The sequence below is a fragment of the Solibacillus sp. GQ1 genome (genome assembly GCF_059758555.1).
Genome location: NZ_JCAXEX010000001.1, coordinates 708,784 through 726,454, shown reverse-complemented (window position 1 = coordinate 726,454; position 17,671 = coordinate 708,784). Strand labels below are relative to the sequence as shown.

The 17,671-nt window shown below is 39.5% G+C and carries 18 protein-coding genes; all 18 read right to left on the bottom strand.

Annotated elements, in window-relative coordinates:
* Positions 1-252 precede the first annotated feature (252 nt).
* The 18 genes from era to AC6CH1_RS03265 all read right to left on the bottom strand — a co-directional run bounded on the left by era (position 253) and on the right by AC6CH1_RS03265 (position 17,671).
* Positions 253-1,167, bottom strand: coding sequence for a GTPase Era (gene era / locus AC6CH1_RS03350; RefSeq protein ID WP_087615321.1), 915 nt, complete (start codon positions 1,165-1,167; stop codon positions 253-255).
* Positions 1,154-1,561, bottom strand: coding sequence for a cytidine deaminase (locus AC6CH1_RS03345; RefSeq protein WP_251689098.1), 408 nt, complete (start codon positions 1,559-1,561; stop codon positions 1,154-1,156). Before AC6CH1_RS03345 ends, era begins: the two co-directional genes overlap by 14 nt.
* 25 nt (positions 1,562-1,586) lie before the next feature.
* Entirely contained in the window at positions 1,587-1,937 is a 351-nt protein-coding gene (locus AC6CH1_RS03340; RefSeq protein WP_498316319.1) for a diacylglycerol kinase family protein, read from the bottom strand.
* A complete protein-coding gene (ybeY, locus tag AC6CH1_RS03335) occupies positions 1,924-2,409 on the bottom strand; it encodes an rRNA maturation RNase YbeY (RefSeq protein ID WP_079525603.1) in 486 nt (161 codons plus the stop codon). The genes AC6CH1_RS03340 and ybeY overlap by 14 nt, the downstream gene beginning before the upstream one ends.
* A 14-nt stretch (positions 2,410-2,423) precedes the next feature.
* Entirely contained in the window at positions 2,424-4,538 is a 2,115-nt protein-coding gene (locus AC6CH1_RS03330; protein ID WP_498316318.1) for an HD family phosphohydrolase, read from the bottom strand.
* Positions 4,539-4,753: 215 nt separating this feature from the next.
* Positions 4,754-5,713 carry a PhoH family protein gene (locus AC6CH1_RS03325; RefSeq protein ID WP_008403135.1) on the bottom strand — a complete coding sequence of 320 codons (960 nt, stop codon included), beginning with the start codon at positions 5,711-5,713 and terminating at the stop codon, positions 4,754-4,756.
* Between the two features lie 2 nt (positions 5,714-5,715).
* Positions 5,716-6,825, bottom strand: coding sequence for a sporulation protein YqfD (locus tag AC6CH1_RS03320; RefSeq protein WP_498316317.1), 1,110 nt, complete (start codon positions 6,823-6,825; stop codon positions 5,716-5,718).
* Positions 6,822-7,058 (bottom strand): hypothetical protein, encoded by a 237-nt coding sequence (locus tag AC6CH1_RS03315; protein ID WP_008403137.1) that lies wholly within the window; start codon positions 7,056-7,058, stop codon positions 6,822-6,824. The genes AC6CH1_RS03320 and AC6CH1_RS03315 overlap by 4 nt, the downstream gene beginning before the upstream one ends.
* 225 nt (positions 7,059-7,283) lie before the next feature.
* Positions 7,284-7,793, bottom strand: a complete 510-nt coding sequence (locus AC6CH1_RS03310) for a hypothetical protein (RefSeq protein ID WP_498316316.1) — start codon at positions 7,791-7,793, stop codon at positions 7,284-7,286.
* A 383-nt stretch (positions 7,794-8,176) separates the two neighbouring features.
* A complete protein-coding gene (locus tag AC6CH1_RS03305) occupies positions 8,177-8,647 on the bottom strand; it encodes a YqfB family membrane protein (RefSeq protein WP_427710793.1) in 471 nt (156 codons plus the stop codon).
* Positions 8,648-8,670: 23 nt separating this feature from the next.
* Positions 8,671-9,681 (bottom strand): flotillin-like protein FloA, encoded by a 1,011-nt coding sequence (gene floA / locus AC6CH1_RS03300; protein ID WP_251689112.1) that lies wholly within the window; start codon positions 9,679-9,681, stop codon positions 8,671-8,673.
* 2 nt (positions 9,682-9,683) lie between these two features.
* Positions 9,684-11,012 (bottom strand): NfeD family protein, encoded by a 1,329-nt coding sequence (locus AC6CH1_RS03295; protein WP_498316315.1) that lies wholly within the window; start codon positions 11,010-11,012, stop codon positions 9,684-9,686.
* Between the two features lie 313 nt (positions 11,013-11,325).
* Positions 11,326-11,499: a 30S ribosomal protein S21 gene (gene rpsU, locus AC6CH1_RS03290; RefSeq protein ID WP_004227078.1), complete on the bottom strand. Its 174-nt coding sequence runs from the start codon at positions 11,497-11,499 to the stop codon at positions 11,326-11,328.
* A 108-nt stretch (positions 11,500-11,607) separates the two neighbouring features.
* Entirely contained in the window at positions 11,608-12,276 is a 669-nt protein-coding gene (gene deoC, locus AC6CH1_RS03285) for a deoxyribose-phosphate aldolase (protein WP_498316314.1), read from the bottom strand.
* A 91-nt stretch (positions 12,277-12,367) separates the two neighbouring features.
* On the bottom strand, positions 12,368-12,907 hold the full coding sequence (locus tag AC6CH1_RS03280) for an adenylate cyclase (protein ID WP_498316313.1): 540 nt from the start codon (positions 12,905-12,907) through the stop codon (positions 12,368-12,370).
* A gap of 492 nt (positions 12,908-13,399) precedes the next feature.
* Positions 13,400-14,749: a tRNA (N(6)-L-threonylcarbamoyladenosine(37)-C(2))-methylthiotransferase MtaB gene (gene mtaB / locus AC6CH1_RS03275; RefSeq protein ID WP_498316312.1), complete on the bottom strand. Its 1,350-nt coding sequence runs from the start codon at positions 14,747-14,749 to the stop codon at positions 13,400-13,402.
* A 193-nt stretch (positions 14,750-14,942) separates the two neighbouring features.
* Positions 14,943-15,956, bottom strand: coding sequence for a HEAT repeat domain-containing protein (locus AC6CH1_RS03270; RefSeq protein ID WP_498316311.1), 1,014 nt, complete (start codon positions 15,954-15,956; stop codon positions 14,943-14,945).
* A 284-nt stretch (positions 15,957-16,240) separates the two neighbouring features.
* Entirely contained in the window at positions 16,241-17,671 is a 1,431-nt protein-coding gene (locus tag AC6CH1_RS03265; protein WP_498316310.1) for a glycosyltransferase family 2 protein, read from the bottom strand.

Sequence of the window (17,671 nt, the reverse complement as noted above, 5' to 3'; positions counted from 1 at the left end):
GTCGGAAAAGTAGAATACTTCCAGATGCATGTAGAACTTCTCATCGATAATGTGGAACAAAGCTGCGGAAATGTAGAACCCATTCATTTTATCCGCCAATTCATCAGAGTATGTAGAACGTTTCGAGGGCAAAGTAGAAATTTTTGGTCCGAATGTAGAACTCTTCACCGTCAATGTGGAACAAAACGTCTGAAAAGTAGAACTCCATATAAAAACACACCGATTTTTCATCGGTGTGTCTGCTGCTATCTATTAATACTCGTCTTCTCTAAATCCGAAATCGCGTAAATGCGTTTGCTTGTTACGCCAATCTTTTTGAACTTTTACCCAAAGCTCTAAGTATACTTTTGAGCCTAGTAGCATTTCAATATCCTGGCGGGCACGTGAGCCGACTTCTTTTAAAAGGGCGCCGCGTTTACCGATAACAATTCCTTTTTGTGAATCGCGTTCTACCATGATAGTCGCCTGTACATGAATCATATTCTCTTTTTCTTCATGTGGCTTAATTCGCTCAATAACAACCGCAATTGAATGAGGAATCTCTTCACGTGTTAAGTGCAATACCTTTTCACGGATTAATTCAGAAATAATGAAGCGTTCCGGGTGATCCGTCACTTGATCTGCCGGGTAATATTGAGGCCCTTCAGGTAAATACTTTTCGATTGTTGTTAATAAGTTTTCTACATTGTTGCCTTGTAATGCTGAAATTGGAATAATTTCTGCAAAGTCGAACTTATCTTTATACGAATCAATGATTTTTACCAGTTCATCCGGATGTACTAAATCAATTTTATTGATGATTAAAAATACCGGTGTTTGATTGCCTTGCAATAACTCGATGATAAATTCGTCACCTTTACCGATTGCTTGTTCAGCGTTAACCATAAACATAATTACATCCACTTCGCGCAATGCGTTGCGCGAAGTTTTCAGCATAAATTCGCCTAATTTATGTTTTGGCTTATGAATCCCCGGTGTATCGATGAAAATTGTTTGAGAGTTTTGTTGTGTTAAAACACCTTGTACTTTATTACGTGTCGTTTGTGGTTTATCAGACATAATTGCAATTTTCTGGCCGATCACTCGGTTTAAAAATGTTGATTTGCCCACATTAGGACGACCTACAATCGAGACAAAGCCCGATTTGTATCCTTTATTTTCCTGCATTTTTCATATCCTCCGTATTAAATGCACCCGGGATCAGCTCACCTACTGTTGTTTGTTGAACGTCACCATTCATATTTGTTAAGTAGACGGGCATATCCGGAGCACAAAATTCACTCATTACTTGTCGACAAGCTCCGCATGGGGAACATGGACCCGGTGTGTCTGCTACGACCGCCAGCGCTTTAAATTTCATATTGCCTTCTGACACTGCTTTGAAAAACGCCGTACGTTCAGCACAGTTTGTCATGCTGTAACCTGCATTCTCGATATTGCAGCCATTGTACACTGTACCATCCTCAGCTAATAAAGCCGCACCTACTTTAAATTTCGAGTAAGGTACATAAGCAAATTCACGTGCAATTTTAGATTGATCCATTAATTGTTCCATGTTCATCTTTGGTTCCCCCAAAACATTATTTTTAAAACCATTTTGGTAAAAATATGAGTAGTCCGATTATAACACTTGCGAGCGCAAAAACAAGTACGGCACCTGCCGCAACATCCTTTGCCTGCTTGGCTAGCGGATGAATTTCCGGTGATGCCAAGTCGACCACACGCTCGATTGCCGTATTGATCAACTCGGTTCCGATGACAAAAGCTATGACTAAAATGATGATACACCATTCAACGATCGATAGCCCTGTCAGTAAACCAGCGATCAGGACAATCACTGCACTCACTAAGTGAAATCTGAAATTCTGTTCGTGTACTGCCGTAACTAGTCCTTCCATTGCATAACGAAAAGAACGAAAAAATTTACGGACGTTCATTCATATCACGACCTAGGCCGTATGACTGTAAAATCTCATCTTGTTTCCCGAACATGACTTTTTCATCTTCAGGTGTCATATGATCATAGCCTAACAGGTGTAAAAAGCCATGGACAGCCAAGAAGCCGAGCTCACGTTCAAACGTATGACCATACTCTGCTGCCTGTTCACGTGTACGGTCTGTCGAGATGATAATGTCTCCTAAAACGCGTGGAATCCCTTCACCGATAATTTGCAGTTCCCCTTCACCCATTTCTTCCAATGCAAAAGAAATAACATCAGTAGGCTGGTCTTTATCACGGTATTCACGGTTAATTTCATGGATCGCTTCATTCGTCACAAACGTAACTGACACTTCCGAGCCGTCCTCGATACCTTCCTGCTCCGCTGCATGCTGGAGTAATTTTTCCACTAATTCCAAGTGGGATTGTTGTACTTCATTTGTTTCATCTAAAAAATCAATTAATAACATGTTGTTCCCTCCTACTATTCCTTTGGATATTCAATACGCGAGTGGAACGTTCCATTCAATGTTTCACATAATACGTCTTCTATCTTTTTCAGTTCTTTTAGCGAAATATCACATTCATCAAACTGGTCATCCTGTACACGATCCTGAATAATCGATTGCACAAGCTTCTGTATTTTCTCTGCATTTGGCTGCTGCATCGAACGGACTGCCGCTTCCACACTGTCCGCAATACTGATAATCGCGGCCTCTTTCGTCTGTGGCTTTGGACCCGGGTATCGGAATACACTTTCGTCCAATTCTTTCCCTTCTTCCCTAGCCTTAAACAAAAAGAATTTCAATGTGCTTGTCCCATGATGCTGTAGACAAATATCGATGATTTCCTGAGGCATTTTATGCTTTTTCAAGAGCTCTGCCCCATCCGTAGTATGCGCAATAATAATTTCCGCACTACTTTCGGGTGCCATCGTATCATGAGGGTTTGTCCCCATTTGGTTTTCAATGAAAAATAGAGGTCTTCGCGTTTTCCCTACATCATGATAATAGCAACCGACTCTTGCCAGCAAGCCATCAGCTCCGATTGCTTCACATGCCGCTTCAGCCAGATTCGCCACCATTATACTATGGTGATACGTACCGGGTGTTTCCGTCAAAATTTTCTTTAACAGCGGGTGATTCGGATTCGATAATTCGATCAGACGCACGACCGATAAAAGTCCGAAAGCCGATTCGAAATATGGTAGCAGTCCCATCATTAAAGCACCGGATAACAATCCCGAAATAATGGCTGCAGCAACGTAAAATGCGACTTCCTTCATTCCGTAACCTGACTGTCCCATTAGAATATAAAATGTGATAAACACTATGTTTACAAGCGTTACAATACCAACCGCCTGCAAAATGTCTGTCCGTTTTTCCAGGCTGCGCATGAAAATAATCGATGAAAATCCCCCAAATAAAATGTAAAGCGCTGTATCCATCTGTAAAATACCTGATAATCCTTCATGAAAGATGATCCCTGCAGATGCAGCTGTAATGATCGTCACAATACTTGCGGTACGGTCATTGGCCAGCACGCGGACAAGCATTGTCGCTAACGCTGACGGGAAAATGAAGGCAATCAACAGATCGAAATTCGTTGAAATCAGCGCGATCAGTTTCATCATAATTAGTGCAATTGCATACACAATGATTGTAACGAGCAGTTCATTGCGTTTTGAAGCAATGTCTTTTTCAGATCGATCAAACAGGACGAAAAGGAAAGACATTTGCAGTAAAATCAAAATGATTAACCCGGCAATCGGTTTAATCGATTCCTCACTGTCCAGCATCCCTAACAATTCAAGCTGGCGGTAAATTTCGCGTGTAATGACTTCGCCTTCCTGGACGATGATCTGTCCTTGCAAAATACGTGTCGGCTCAACCGCTTCCTTTGCCTGCTGTTTGGCAATCGCTGTTTTTTCGTCATCGAGTACTTCAGTTTCAACGATAGCTGCACGACCAATGACAATCGCCAAACTCATTAACCCTTCAGAAATTGAAGGCTGCTGACGGATTTTACTTTCCAGTTCATTTCGGTATGGCAGCAAGCTATCCTTACGAAGCGGATAATTTAAGTTCACTTCAACCAATGTCGCTAATGCATCACGTGTAGTTTCAAGATTTGCTTGTGATGCACTTAATACATTCAGCAACTGTGCATCTGATAAAATCAGATTTTGCTGGTTATCAAAAATATCTTTTAACGCTGAACGCAGCATTTTTATTTGATCAGCTTGAGGTATTTCTTCCTCTGCCTTTGCAATCTCATCCTTCACATCTAATGCAATATCAAAAATGGTTGTCACAAAAGTTGCACGCTGACTAGGTACCTCATCTTTATATATGTATACAGGATCTACGGCTTTCTCCGCATTTTCCCTTTCTATTTCTGTCTTTACCGTATCTTCCACTGTTTTAGATGAACGAATGGTTTCCGGTGCTAATTCAGTTAGCTGGATATCATATGTAACGCCACGAACATTATCAATCATCAGGAAAAACTGAAGAAGGGCAGTAGCTGCAAGTATAATGATTAATAGTGCGCGAAAGCTGATTAGTTGGATGAGCTTGTTAAATCTTTCTATGATCATGCACCTCCCTTTGTTTCTATGTACATTTTATCAAATTTATATGTTTGGTGTTACGAAAAGTACGTATGTTTTTCAAATAAATGTCTTTCTACCGATTAACGTTGCCATCAATTCCTCCTTTTAGTTTATATACGTAAATTTTTCCAATAGGTTTCATGCTAATTTACTCAATAAAAAAACTTTCAACCTTACAATAAAAGTTGAAAGTTCCTTTTTTATAATTCCTGCTCCGTGTAAGCCTGTATTACTCTCGCTACTAATGGGTGACGGACTACGTCACCTTGCTCAAGTATTTGGAAGTGGATATCTTTTACATAGCGTAATGTACGCTCTGCAATAATCAGACCGGATTCCGTGTTTTTAGGTAAATCAATTTGTGTTTTATCACCTGTAATGACCATTTTCGAGCCAAAACCTAAACGTGTTAAGAACATTTTCATTTGCTGATGCGTTGTGTTTTGGGCTTCGTCTAAAATGACGAACGCATCATCCAATGTACGGCCGCGCATATATGCTAACGGCGCGATTTCTATCGTCCCGCGCTCAATTAGGCGCTGCGTCTGTTCCTGTCCATAAATATCATGTAAGGCATCATAAAGCGGACGTAAATAAGGATCGACTTTTTCCTTCAAATCCCCCGGTAAAAATCCTAATGACTCTCCTGCTTCAACGGCAGGCCGTGTTAAAATAATACGTTTTACATGACCATTTTTTAATGCCTGTGTAGCCATCACAACCGCTAAATACGTTTTACCGGTTCCGGCTGGTCCAATTCCGAAAATCAGGTCTTTATGACGGATTGCCCGGATGTATTCGCGCTGTCCGATTGTTTTTGCACGTATCGGCTTGCCTTTTGTATTACGCGCAATTTCTTCATCATATAACTCCGCATAATACTCTATCGTGCCTTTACTGGCCATTTCAATGGCTGTTGATACATCACGCTGATCGATATTAATATTTTTCCGAATTACTTTCAATAACGCTTCTAAAACTGCATATGCTTGATTTTTCTTTTCTAAATCATCGCCTGCAATTTGTATTACTTCCCCACGCGTAATAATTTGTACGCTATAAGTTTCTTCAATCAATGTTATATTTGCATCTGACATTCCTAAAAGCATTACAGCTTCATTCGGATTGTCGATTTGGAGCTCAACATATTTTTCTGACATACTCATTCTCCTTGGTGAATTGGATGTGGTTGTGCGATATTTTCATTAATTAAATACAAGACTTTCCCTTTAACTGTATCATCATCACTGTTGACGTGCAAAAGTTTTTCTGCTTTAATGGCGGTTTCAAGCGGTAATGAAGAAATCATCTTTTCATGCAATAATGGCATGATAATTGTTTCTACATCCTTTTCACTTATCTTTTCCTTTTTTTTATGAAACATTCGATAAGGCTTATAAGTCACAACAGACTTCAAAGGTTCAATAGACATTTGTTCTATCGCTGTCCCGATCTTCTCCCAGTTTACGTCATATTTCCAGCCATGGTCATCCAATACTTCCATTTCGATTGTTTTAGGAACGGAAAACGATGTTTCAAGCCAGTAATCAACAAACACTTCGCCTTCAGCACCAATAACGATTTCTTTTTCACCATGCTGCAACACACCTGAAACGAGAATATCTCCCTTGTGTACCGTCATATTTTCTTCAACTTGACGAACACCGCGCTCAATTTGGAAATGAGTGACGACACCGCTGTTGTTCGCAACTAAATGCTGGTTCTTGTTCACTTTTGGAACCGGCTCAATCTTTGGCGCCAATTGCGGATTTATCGTAATTTTACTTCCATTTTTCATAATATGTACCCATGAAAACTCCCGAAACTCCTTCATCATCGTCTGTCGGATTTCATTATCGGATAAAAATGTTTTTTTCGGTACAGGAAACTCCACACCCATTTCCTTTTGTAAATAGAGTGCTACTTCATCTTCCAGTTCAATCGTGGCGGCATCAACTTCGACTTGCCATACAAACCGGGATAGTATGATCGGCAGGATGATTAACATGATGATACCAATCGCCGTAACCATATCTTTTTGCAGAATTCTCTCTGGCTCGCTGTAACGGATTGTAATTTTTACTTTCGCTTTTTTTCTTAGTCTGCGCAATAAAGACAAATTACTATGCGCCACTTGGAAAGTTATTTCGCTCTGTTTAAAAGTTAAATGAAAAACTCGGATTTTATGCTCTTTCATCAGCATAATAAAAGTGCTCGCTTCTTTAGATTGCTTTAGTTTGATTGTTATTAGCTTTTTATAGGATTTACTCATTTTGCATTCCGCTCAATCGTAAGCTTCTGCAGATTTTTACATTGAATTAAAAAACCTTCTTCGAATAAATGCTGGACTTCCACTTCCCCCGCATGAACGTACATCGTAAAATCTTTCGTCGTGCAGTTATACTCAGTCGGGGTTACATCACCTATTGTATAGGAACCATCATAGCGGATATCCATAAAAGAGGTGATTTGCAATTTATTGTTTTTAGGAAATAAATTTTTCAATAAAAGCCTCCTTTTTACGTCACTATATGCTTAGAAAAAAGAAGGCATGTATAGATTATTTAATCCCGCTTTAACGGGTAGTAATTTATGTTCCTCGATTGTGCTGCTCTAGAGGCAAGACTACCAACTATAGCTTAAAGCATAGGTGATCGACTACTACCCGTAAAAGCCCCGATTGGTTAAACTAACAATCAATTGGAGCTAAAGCCCCAATTGATTGAAGTTTCACTTTATCGGAATTTCCCAGTTCGCAAAGTCTCCTAACGCATCACCGGAACTTTCACTTTCCGGCTCCTTAAATGCTGCTGGAACTTTTAAATTCAGAGATTTATTTTCATCGTATACATTCTGAGGTATTAAATAAGTCACATTAAAAGTCGTTTCCATTTGAGGGTTCACCATAATTTGTTCGTTCTCAACAGAAGACGACAACTGCTCTATATCTTCCTGCTCTGATGTTTGAATTGTAAAATCCGGCGTATAGTAAACAATTTGGCTGTACTCATTTTCAATATTGCCGTTAATTTCAAGCTTTAATTCTCCCGGCTCTGCGGATACCTTTTGAATTTTATAGTCGAGCTTTAAAGTGACACCTTCCATATTATGTGTCAATGACTCCTCACTTTCGTATACAGTAGCGGTTTCATCTGCCTCCGAAATTGATTCTTCCACTTCCTTACCGCATGCAGCAAGTACTAAAATAAGTATTAAAAATAACATCCATCTTTTTTTCATGTCTGTTTCCCCCTCTCATAATAGATATACCCGTTTCCTTAAAAATTTAGTTGCATGTTTTCATAAAGTCCGTTGATTTCCATTATTGGCGTGGACGCTTTCCGCTGGCACGGCTCGAGCCTGCAGTCTCTCACTTGGTGCTCCTGTCGCTTCGCTTTCGTCGCAAAATAAATTTTGCTGTTCCCGCAGGAAGCTTGCTCGTAGCGAAAGGCGCTAGACGTCAGCGGATTTTTTCACAGTGTGAAAGGTGAAACCGACAGCATGAACCCTGCCACCGTCCATTCCAATCAACTCCTGTTCCACCATTAAATATCACCATTTCATTATATCCTATGTAAAAAAACTACCTATTCCCACATTACGTTGAAATAGGTAGTCTCTTATTATTTTCTTCTTGCTTTAGGTGGGCCCAGAACTTCTGTCATAATAATGGCCTGCATTAAATCACGTTTGCTCGATGGCACGACTTGGAAGGCTTCTGCTTCTTTTTTGGCCATCGCAACAATTGGACGCTCCTTTAATGAACGAGGATTATGGATCTTTTCAGTTACTGGTTCCACAATAGAGCGAGCAGCTTCAACAGGTTTTTCTACTTGTTTAGGAAGCTCGCGTTCTACTCTTTGACTTACCGGTTTTACTTTTTCATTCAGCTGGCCGAATACTTCATTCGCAAAGTCCTCCAATGATTTCGGACGTCTTTGCTCTGTTCGGCGCTCAACTTCCTGTTTTCGAGGAGCAGGTTGACTGCTAAATGGCGGCATCTGATTTGATTCTTTTTTTTGCTGTTGTTCTTTACCTTTACCTAATAAAGAACTGACAATAAAGACAATCACCATAATGATAAGTCCTTCCATTTAGTGCTCACTCCCTTCCTCGATTATTTGTTTTTCGGATCTTTGTTGTTGTCGTCATTCGAAACTTTTGAGATTGAATCACGCATTGATGTGTCCGCCTGAATATTTTTGTAGTTCATGTAATCCATAATACCGAAGTTGCCAGAACGTAGCGCTTCTGCAAGAGCCATTGGAACTTCCGCCTCTGCTTCTACTACTTTCGCTTTCATTTCCTGAACTTTTGCAATCATCTCTTGCTCGCTTGCTACAGCCATTGCACGACGCTCTTCGGCTTTAGCCTGAGCGATGTTTTTATCTGCCTGCGCTTGCTCGATTTGAAGCTCGGCACCGATGTTTTTACCGATATCAACGTCCGCAATATCGATCGATAGAATTTCGAATGCTGTACCAGAGTCTAAACCTTTAGATAAAACCGTTTGAGAAATTAAATCCGGGTTTTCCAGTACTTTTGAATGTGATTCACTAGAACCTAGTGTCGATACGATACCTTCACCAACACGGGCAACGATTGTTTCTTCACCAGCACCACCGACTAAGCGGTCCAGGTTTGCACGTACTGTAATACGCGCTTTTGCTTTTACTTCAATCCCGTTCATCGCAACACCGGCAATAAATGGTGTTTCAATAACTTTAGGGTTAACCGACATTTGTACCGCTTCTAATACGTCACGGCCAGCTAAATCGATTGCTGCTGCACGTTCAAATGTTAATTCAATATTCGCTCGATGTGCCGCGATTAATGCGTTGACAACGCGGTCTACGTTACCACCTGCTAAATAGTGTGATTCCAATTGGTTAATTGTTACTTCTAAACCGGCTTTATGAGCCTTAATTAACGGATTCACGATACGGGACGGAATTACTCGACGTAAACGCATTCCGACTAATGTGAAAATACTTACTCTTACACCTGCTGCTAGTGCACTAATCCATAGTGCAACCGGAACAAATGTGAAAAATACTGCCAGGATAATAAATGCAATGACTAATCCGACAATTAATGTAATTGTTCCTGCATCTGCCAACATATTCATACTTATTCTCCACCTCTTCCAATAAATTCTCTTACGACAATACGAGAGCCTTCTACTTTCACTACTTCAACTGTTTTACCAGCATCAATATAGCCGCCCTGTGTTACAACATCCAGACGGTCCTGATCAACAATAACGGTCCCTGATGGTCGCAACGGCGTAATAGCCTGCCCTGTCTTGCCTATTAATTCAATTCGGTTTTTGTTTGAAACATAACCTTCTTCCGTCGTCGTTGCATCTCTCAGCACGAGACGGTTGAACATATGCAACTTTTTCCCGAAGAATTTCATAAGTATCACCATTCCTATACCTGCAATTATCATTGCGATTAAAATCGAATAAGCCATATGAACAAAGCTTTCCCCTGCAAAAAGCAAACTTCCTATCATTAAAGCGCCACCGATAATACCTATTATTCCACCTGGTACAAATAGCTCGGCAATGAGTAAAATAAGTCCGATTACAAAAATGATGACTGTTTCATATCCGGCAAAACCTGCAATCGTATGTCCAAAGAAGAACATTCCTAACGAAGCAAGCCCCATTGTCCCTGCAACACCAAAGCCTGGTGAATACAGCTCAACAACTAATCCGATACTTGCAATCGACAGTAAAATAGGAACGATAATCGGATTTGTAATAAAGCGCGCCAGCTTTTCAGCAAATGTCTGCTCAATTTTCACTACTTCGCTGCCATCAAGGTTGGTTTTTTCAAGCAGGTCCGTTATCGAAGCAACAGTGCCTTCCGAGTACTTAACTTTTTCCGCATCTTTCGCAGTTAGTGTTAGAAGCTTTCCTTTCGGGGCTCTTAGGTCAGGCAGATCATAATCGTTTCTGACCATTGCCTTCGCATATTTAGGGTCCCTTCCGGAGTTTTCCGCAGCAGATGACATTTTAGCAAGCCAATCGCTTTCCGCCTTTTCTCCCGCTGTATTACCGGAAGAATCGATAACCGCCGCAGCACCCATTGTTGCATTAGGTGTCATATAAATTTCAGCTGCATGTAAAGCGATGTATGCACCAGCAGACAGCGCATCTGAATTAATGAATGCAATAATCGGTATATCAATTTCATCCATCAGCCTGCCGATTTCCGAAGCCGCAGTAACAAATCCGCCCGGTGTATGCATATTGAGAATAATCGCTTCTGCGTTATTATCTTTTGCTTCATCGAATCCACGCTTTAAATGCTCCACCAAACCTTTTTCAATTTCATTATTGATGGAGATTTCATACACTTTACCATCTGCAAATGCCGTTAAAGAAGGAAACATTAATACGAATGATATGACCATCAGAAAAATCCAACTAATCCCTTTCGTTCGTCTCAATTTTATCACCCCTTTAGCTAAGTTATGTACAGTTAATTCTACGGATGAGATGAAGAAAAGTTTCAAGATTTTTTATAAAACTTGAAAAAACTTACTTCACTATTATTTGCTAACATATACCAAGTATACGGTACAAGTTGCAGATTATTAAAACTTTCTCGAAAACGCTTTCTTTTTCTTCTCTATTATGGGTGATTTTGCGAATAAATACAAATACCCCGCAGTTATATAAATAACTGCGGGGTATATCATTTGTCTGCTCAGTTAAATCTGAAAATTGCGTGTTATGAACGTAGGGTTTTTACAGGGAAAATTACCACTTACGTTTACGTGCAGCTTCTGATTTCTTTTTACGTTTAACGCTAGGTTTTTCGTAGAACTCGCGCTTTCTAACTTCCTGAATTGTACCTGATTTTGATACAGTACGTTTGAAGCGACGAAGAGCATCTTCAAGCGATTCGTTTTTGCGAACGACAGTTTTTGACATCTCTCTTTCCCTCCCTCCGAACACACGTCAGTACATGCTAACATTTAGTTAATGTGTACTAAAGTAGTATAGCGTATCCTTAAAAAAGAGTCAACAAAAACTATCGAATTAGTAATTAGAATCTGATTTTAGACCATTCATGATAGCAACACCAGAAGAAGCACCAATACGAGTAGCGCCATTTTCAATCATAAGTTGCATATCTTCTAAGCTACGAACACCGCCAGAAGCTTTTACTCCAAGATCAGGACCAACTGTTTTACGCATTAATGCGATATCTTCAGCTGTCGCTCCGCCTGTAGAGAATCCAGTAGAAGTTTTAACGAAATCTGCTCCTGCTTCAACAGAAAGTTCGCAAGCTTTTACTTTTTCTTCATCCGTTAATAGGCAAGTTTCAATAATTACTTTTACTAATGTACCATTTGCAGCATCTACTACTGCTTTGATGTCATCACGAACTAAATCGTAGTTGCCGTCTTTTAGAGCACCGATATTAATAACCATATCAATTTCGCCAGCACCATTTGCAATCGCGTCTTTTGTTTCGAATGCTTTTACTGCAGATGTTGTAGCACCTAACGGGAAGCCGATTACTGTACATACCTTAACTTCTGTACCAGCTAATTGCTCTGCACTGAATTTCACCCATGTAGGGTTTACACATACTGAAGCAAATCCGTATTGCTTTGCTTCTGCACAAATTTTTTCTACTTGATCTTTTGTAGATTCAGCTTTTAATAAAGTATGATCAATCATTACTGCATAATTTCGAGTCATTTCTCATTACTCCTTTTACTAAACATTAGTTGTCCGTACATCTATAGTTTAGCATGTATTTTAATTGACGCAAATTATCAGACAACTTAAATTATTCGTCTGAATAGGCGAATTTTGTACGAATAATTTTTCTGTCCAAAGGTTCACCGGCATCTGTGACATACTGAATATTTAACTCAGGATTATGACGATGGACTAACTGGTACGTTAAAATATTTTTAATTAAATGCTCCTGTGCCAAATCAAACGCTTCTTGCCCTAAAAGAGAATCGTCCGATAATACAATTTCCCAATTCGAATAGTTTTCATTTGCATCGATATGCGTAATTCCATCTTCTGTACTTTTCTCACTTGTTTCTTTGTACTGCTCCAGGAATTGTTCTGTTTGGTGCGCAATTTCAGATAGCTGTTGCTTGTTCATTCCCAAAGAAACGACACCATTTGGCTGAATTGTTTTATAAACATCCGATGCTTTGTACTCAATATTTAGCGAGCCGTAATGTCTTGCTACTTCTGTAGGAATATTGACTTCCACCATAGCCGATTCACTTTCTACTGTTGGTTCTTCCTTTTTCTCCGTGCAACCATATAAAATAAATAGAATTGCAGCAAACATCCATATTTTCTTCATATAAATTGCTCACCTTCTTTGCTTGTAATCGGGATAAACATTATGTTCCGAATAATAGTGTTGGCTTGTCTTCCTCATAATATACTTAAACTTCCATCAGTTTACGACTAACTTTTTGTAAATTAATATGCTGCATAAAAGTACACGATGTTTCGCCCGATTAAGAAAACTTGCGCACACTATTTTCTCTACCCTATTTTATTGGAAGTAAAAAAGAGCCGGCTAATTTAGTGCCTGCTTCTTAGCCGTTATTCTTCGTTACGGCGGACGCTTTCCTGTGGGCACGAGGCCAACACGAAGTTGGTCACAAAAGCGTTGCCACAGGACGTGGCGTTCTTAGCTTTTGTTCCTTATCTCAGGCGTCGTACTTATCCCCAAGGAGTCGCCGCTTTCACTCCGAACAACTAGTTAACCTTTTATATCAAGTAAATTCGTCTAAAACAAAAAGAAGGATTGCACAGTGCAATCCCTCTTTTTTTGTAAAACATACTATTAAATTGCCTGACCTTCCAATACGCGAACGAATTGTCCTTCGTTGTACGGGTAGCCTGCTTTCGTAATTTTAACTTTTACAAGTTGGCCGACCATTTCTTCAGTGCCTTCAAAAATTACTTTTAAGTAGTTCGTTGTATAGCCGACGTATAAGTTTTCATTGTCGCCATCTTTAAAGCGTTCTTCCGGAATAACTTCCAGTACTTCCCCTTCAAAACGGGAAGAGTATTCTTTTGCAAGCTGATCATTCAGTGCAATCAAACGGTGAACGCGTTCATTTTTAATTTCTTCCTCAATTTGATCGTCCATTCTCGCTGCAGGTGTACCTGTACGTTGAGAGTACGGGAATACATGAAGCTCAGAGAATTTGTGGTCACGGATAAAGTTATATGTTTCCATAAACTCTTCTTCCGTTTCACCCGGGAAACCTACGATTACGTCAGAAGTAACCGCCAAGTCAGGTAAAGCGATTTTCAGCTTTTCCAGACGCTCTGCGAAAAACTCCATCGTATATTTACGACGCATACGTTTTAATACCGTATCTGAACCCGATTGAATCGGAATGTGCAAATGGTTTACGACAATTTCAGAGTTTTGCAGTACTTCAATCACTTCATCTGTTAATTGAGATGCTTCGATTGAAGAAATACGTAAACGTTTCAAGCCTTTTACCTGTGCTTCCAAGTCACGTAACAGCTGCGCTAAGTTATAGTCTTTGAAGTCTTGTCCGTATCCGCCTGTGTGGATACCTGTTAGGACGATTTCCAAATAACCCGCATCAACAAGCTGTTGAGCCTGACGAATAACTTCTTCCGGATCACGTGAACGCATTAAGCCGCGCGCCCAAGGAATGATACAGAACGTACAGAAGTTATTACAGCCTTCCTGGATTTTCAGCGAGGCACGAGTACGGTCTGTAAATGCCGGTACATCCAATTCCTCATACACACGGTTTTTCATAATATTACGTACCGCATTGATTGGCTGGCGCTCATTGCGATATTGATCGATATATCCAAGCATTTTCTCGCGGTCCTGAGTACCAACAACGATATCGACCCCTGGGATTGCCATAATTTCAGCCGGTGATGTTTGTGCATAACAGCCTGTTACACAAATAACCGCATCCGGATTTTGACGGATAGCACGGCGAATCACTTGACGTGATTTTTTATCGCCAGTGTTCGTTACTGTACAAGTATTAATAACATAAACGTCCGCCTGATGATCGAACTCAGTACGCTCGTATCCTTGCTCTTTAAATAGCTGCCAAATTGCTTCTGTTTCATAGTGGTTTACTTTACACCCTAATGTATGTAGAGATACGGTTTTCGTACGTTCGTAACTCATAATTTATATCATCCTTTCAAGGTTAGCACTTATCTATTTTACTCCGGTGAATTGCCTCTTTTAAGTCGACCGGTAGCATGCTCTTCATTCACTTAATGAAGAAAAATATCAACGTGTTTTATAATAGCACAAATCGCTTTACAAAGCCTATTTTTTTAACTACTTGTTAAATTACTGGATTCTTCCGTTGGTACTAGTTAGAACGGATATGTTCTTCATTGTCTGATACCTGTTGCAGTATCGCCTGTCCATCCGGTAAACCCATCAGTGATAAAGCAGCCTGTTTTCGAACATTGCTGTTTGGATCAAGCATTAACTTTTTTAGATAAGTGTATGAATCGTCCTCTTTGACAAAACGTAAAATTTCCGCCAGCAATAGACGCTCTTCCCAATGTGTTGAATCGGCAAATTCTTCATAATGCTTCACATGCGAAATTTCGCCATACGATGAAATTGCTCTTAATGCACGAAGACGAATTCCCCCACATTCGGAAGTCAGTAACTGTTCAAATAATGAAAGGTAGGAAGGGTCCAAGTTCCTGTTCAGGCATGAGAACTCCAGGAACGCTAATTTCAGCTGCATCGGCAATTCTTCAAAATGATCTTTAAAGTAGTCACAATAACTATCCTCAATATTCGATAGCAACAAATGGTACTCGTTATCATAAAAAGTCAATCTCGGCTTGTACATATGCGCCAAAAATAAATTTCTATTATATTTCGCTGCAACCTTTAACATTAATAAATATTCTTCCATAGACCCTGTACGATTGTCTTTTAGTCGGCGTTCGATTAACGGCACTAAAAATTCCAGGTCCAGAATCAGTGTGCGCTGCAAAGCACGTAAACGGATAGCTTCATCACGGCTCGTCAATTGCTTTGTATAATAGTTTTTCATATTTAATGCAGCATATGTTGAAGCCCTCTCCAGGATCTCTTCTTTATTCATCGATGTAACATACGAAACAAAAATAGAATCAACTGCCGCCAGCTCATCCTTTGTAGTTGAATGATTCCGAAGAGGTTTGTTTAAAACTAAATAATTATACCAGTCCCTCTCATTTTGCTGAATATAGTTATTTATTTTATTGAAAGAGTGTTTCTTCCTGTTCTTTCGATAAATTGCAAAAAAGTAAATACATAATAGAATAAAAAGCATTACACTACAGATAATTAAGATCCCTGTTAAAATTTCTTCAATTTTCATTAGTATCGCGACCCTCTCAATCTGTTTTCCATGTTAATTACTAATATATCACCTTTTTTCATTATGTTTATACATCCAATTTTTTCTCCTGTCTCCAATATAGTATTTATAATTGAAATTTGCTCCATTTTCTGTCCATTTAAGTAATTTAAATATAAAAACGCGGATTAATATGTATACATTTTCTATTAGAAAACGGGCGGATAACTCCCCTTCTTCCAATAATAAAGAGTAAACAGCCAAAATAGACGGAGATTTTCCGCCTATCGACTTAGTCTATTATATTAAATATCATTTGTTTTCTTTTGCAATCCAGATCGCGTTAAGCTTCCCCAATCGTTTTTCCCCCGAATAAAATACCAGAATCCTTGAAGGCGGAAAATAACCATTAACGGACGTAACCAGAACACTTCCGATAATGAATACAATAATAGTTTCACCGAATCACGGATACGCGGATAAGTGCCCATACTCCATGCTTCCAGCAAAATAGAAAACATCGAAATGACGGTACTGTAAATTAAAAACAGGACAAATAAAGTAAGAGCCGATTCCAAATATATGTTCCCAATTACAAATGATAAAATGACATATATATATCCCAATAGTTCAACAATCGGGCCGATTAATTCAATAAATACAAAATACGGAACAGATATGAGACCGATTTGTTTGTATTTCGGATTGAGCAGCATCCCACGGTTCAGCATAAGACTGCTTAACAGCCCCTGATGCCATCGTCTCCGCTGTGTTTTTAAATCCTTTAGATTATCCGGGGCCTCTGTCCAGCATACCGGATCGGGAATAAATTCAATCGATTTTTTTATTTTATTCTTCAGTAAATAGTTGTGCAGCCGGACGACCAGTTCCATATCTTCGCCGATCGTATTCTTATTGTAGCCACCGACTTTTATTGTATATTCTTTCGAAAAGACACTAAACGCACCGGAAATAATTAATAATAAATTAAAACGGCTCAGCGCAATTCTTCCCATATAAAAAGCACGTAAATATTCAATAATCTGCATGACGACAATCGGATTATTCGGGACAACCGATTTCAGAACACTGCCGTACTCGATCTCCGAACCGTTTGCTATACGTACACTTCCACCTGCAGCAATGACTTTCCCGTTGGATGAGACAATCGGCTTCATCACCTGCAGCAATGATTTAGTGGATAAAATTGAATCACCGTCAATCGAGCAAAAATAAGGAAATCTTGATACATTTATGCCTGCGTTTAACGCATCGGCCTTCCCTCCATTTTCCTTGTCCACCAAAACAATATTATAATGGAGTTTTGAATGATAAATGCCCCTTACCTTCGCTGATGGCAACTGATTTTGCACGGTCCGGAAAACAGGCTCCATATGAAAAGCGTCAATCACTGTCTGCAATGTCGAATCTTTCGAACCATCGTTGACAATTACGATTTCGTATTGCGGGTATTCAAGGGTCAATAACGATTGAACCGTACTGATAATACCGATTTCCTCATTATAAGCAGGAACAATGATTGATACAGGCTTTGAGTAAACAGCATTCAAATTTACCTTGCCTTCCAAATGTTTATCCAGATTCCTGTCTTTTCTCAGCTGAAAAAAAGCAAAGATCAGCATTAATGTATAGATCAAAATAACAAATAACATATATATAAAGATTAATGAACTGAACACTTCGTTAAACCAATAAAGTATTGTTTCTGAATTCAT

Coding starts and splice junctions, on each gene's coding strand:
- era (WP_087615321.1), bottom strand. CDS start 1,167: ATGCAGGAAAATAAAGGATACAAATCGGGCTTTGTCTCGATTGTAGGT.
- AC6CH1_RS03345 (WP_251689098.1), bottom strand. CDS start 1,561: ATGAACATGGAACAATTAATGGATCAATCTAAAATTGCACGTGAATTT.
- AC6CH1_RS03340 (WP_498316319.1), bottom strand. CDS start 1,937: ATGAACGTCCGTAAATTTTTTCGTTCTTTTCGTTATGCAATGGAAGGA.
- ybeY (WP_079525603.1), bottom strand. CDS start 2,409: ATGTTATTAATTGATTTTTTAGATGAAACAAATGAAGTACAACAATCC.
- AC6CH1_RS03330 (WP_498316318.1), bottom strand. CDS start 4,538: ATGATCATAGAAAGATTTAACAAGCTCATCCAACTAATCAGCTTTCGC.
- AC6CH1_RS03325 (WP_008403135.1), bottom strand. CDS start 5,713: ATGTCAGAAAAATATGTTGAGCTCCAAATCGACAATCCGAATGAAGCT.
- AC6CH1_RS03320 (WP_498316317.1), bottom strand. CDS start 6,825: ATGAGTAAATCCTATAAAAAGCTAATAACAATCAAACTAAAGCAATCT.
- AC6CH1_RS03310 (WP_498316316.1), bottom strand. CDS start 7,793: ATGAAAAAAAGATGGATGTTATTTTTAATACTTATTTTAGTACTTGCT.
- AC6CH1_RS03305 (WP_427710793.1), bottom strand. CDS start 8,647: ATGGAAGGACTTATCATTATGGTGATTGTCTTTATTGTCAGTTCTTTA.
- floA (WP_251689112.1), bottom strand. CDS start 9,681: ATGAATATGTTGGCAGATGCAGGAACAATTACATTAATTGTCGGATTA.
- rpsU (WP_004227078.1), bottom strand. CDS start 11,499: ATGTCAAAAACTGTCGTTCGCAAAAACGAATCGCTTGAAGATGCTCTT.
- deoC (WP_498316314.1), bottom strand. CDS start 12,276: ATGACTCGAAATTATGCAGTAATGATTGATCATACTTTATTAAAAGCT.
- AC6CH1_RS03280 (WP_498316313.1), bottom strand. CDS start 12,907: ATGAAGAAAATATGGATGTTTGCTGCAATTCTATTTATTTTATATGGT.
- mtaB (WP_498316312.1), bottom strand. CDS start 14,749: ATGAGTTACGAACGTACGAAAACCGTATCTCTACATACATTAGGGTGT.
- AC6CH1_RS03270 (WP_498316311.1), bottom strand. CDS start 15,956: ATGAAAATTGAAGAAATTTTAACAGGGATCTTAATTATCTGTAGTGTA.
- AC6CH1_RS03265 (WP_498316310.1), bottom strand. CDS start 17,671: ATGAATTCAGAAACAATACTTTATTGGTTTAACGAAGTGTTCAGTTCA.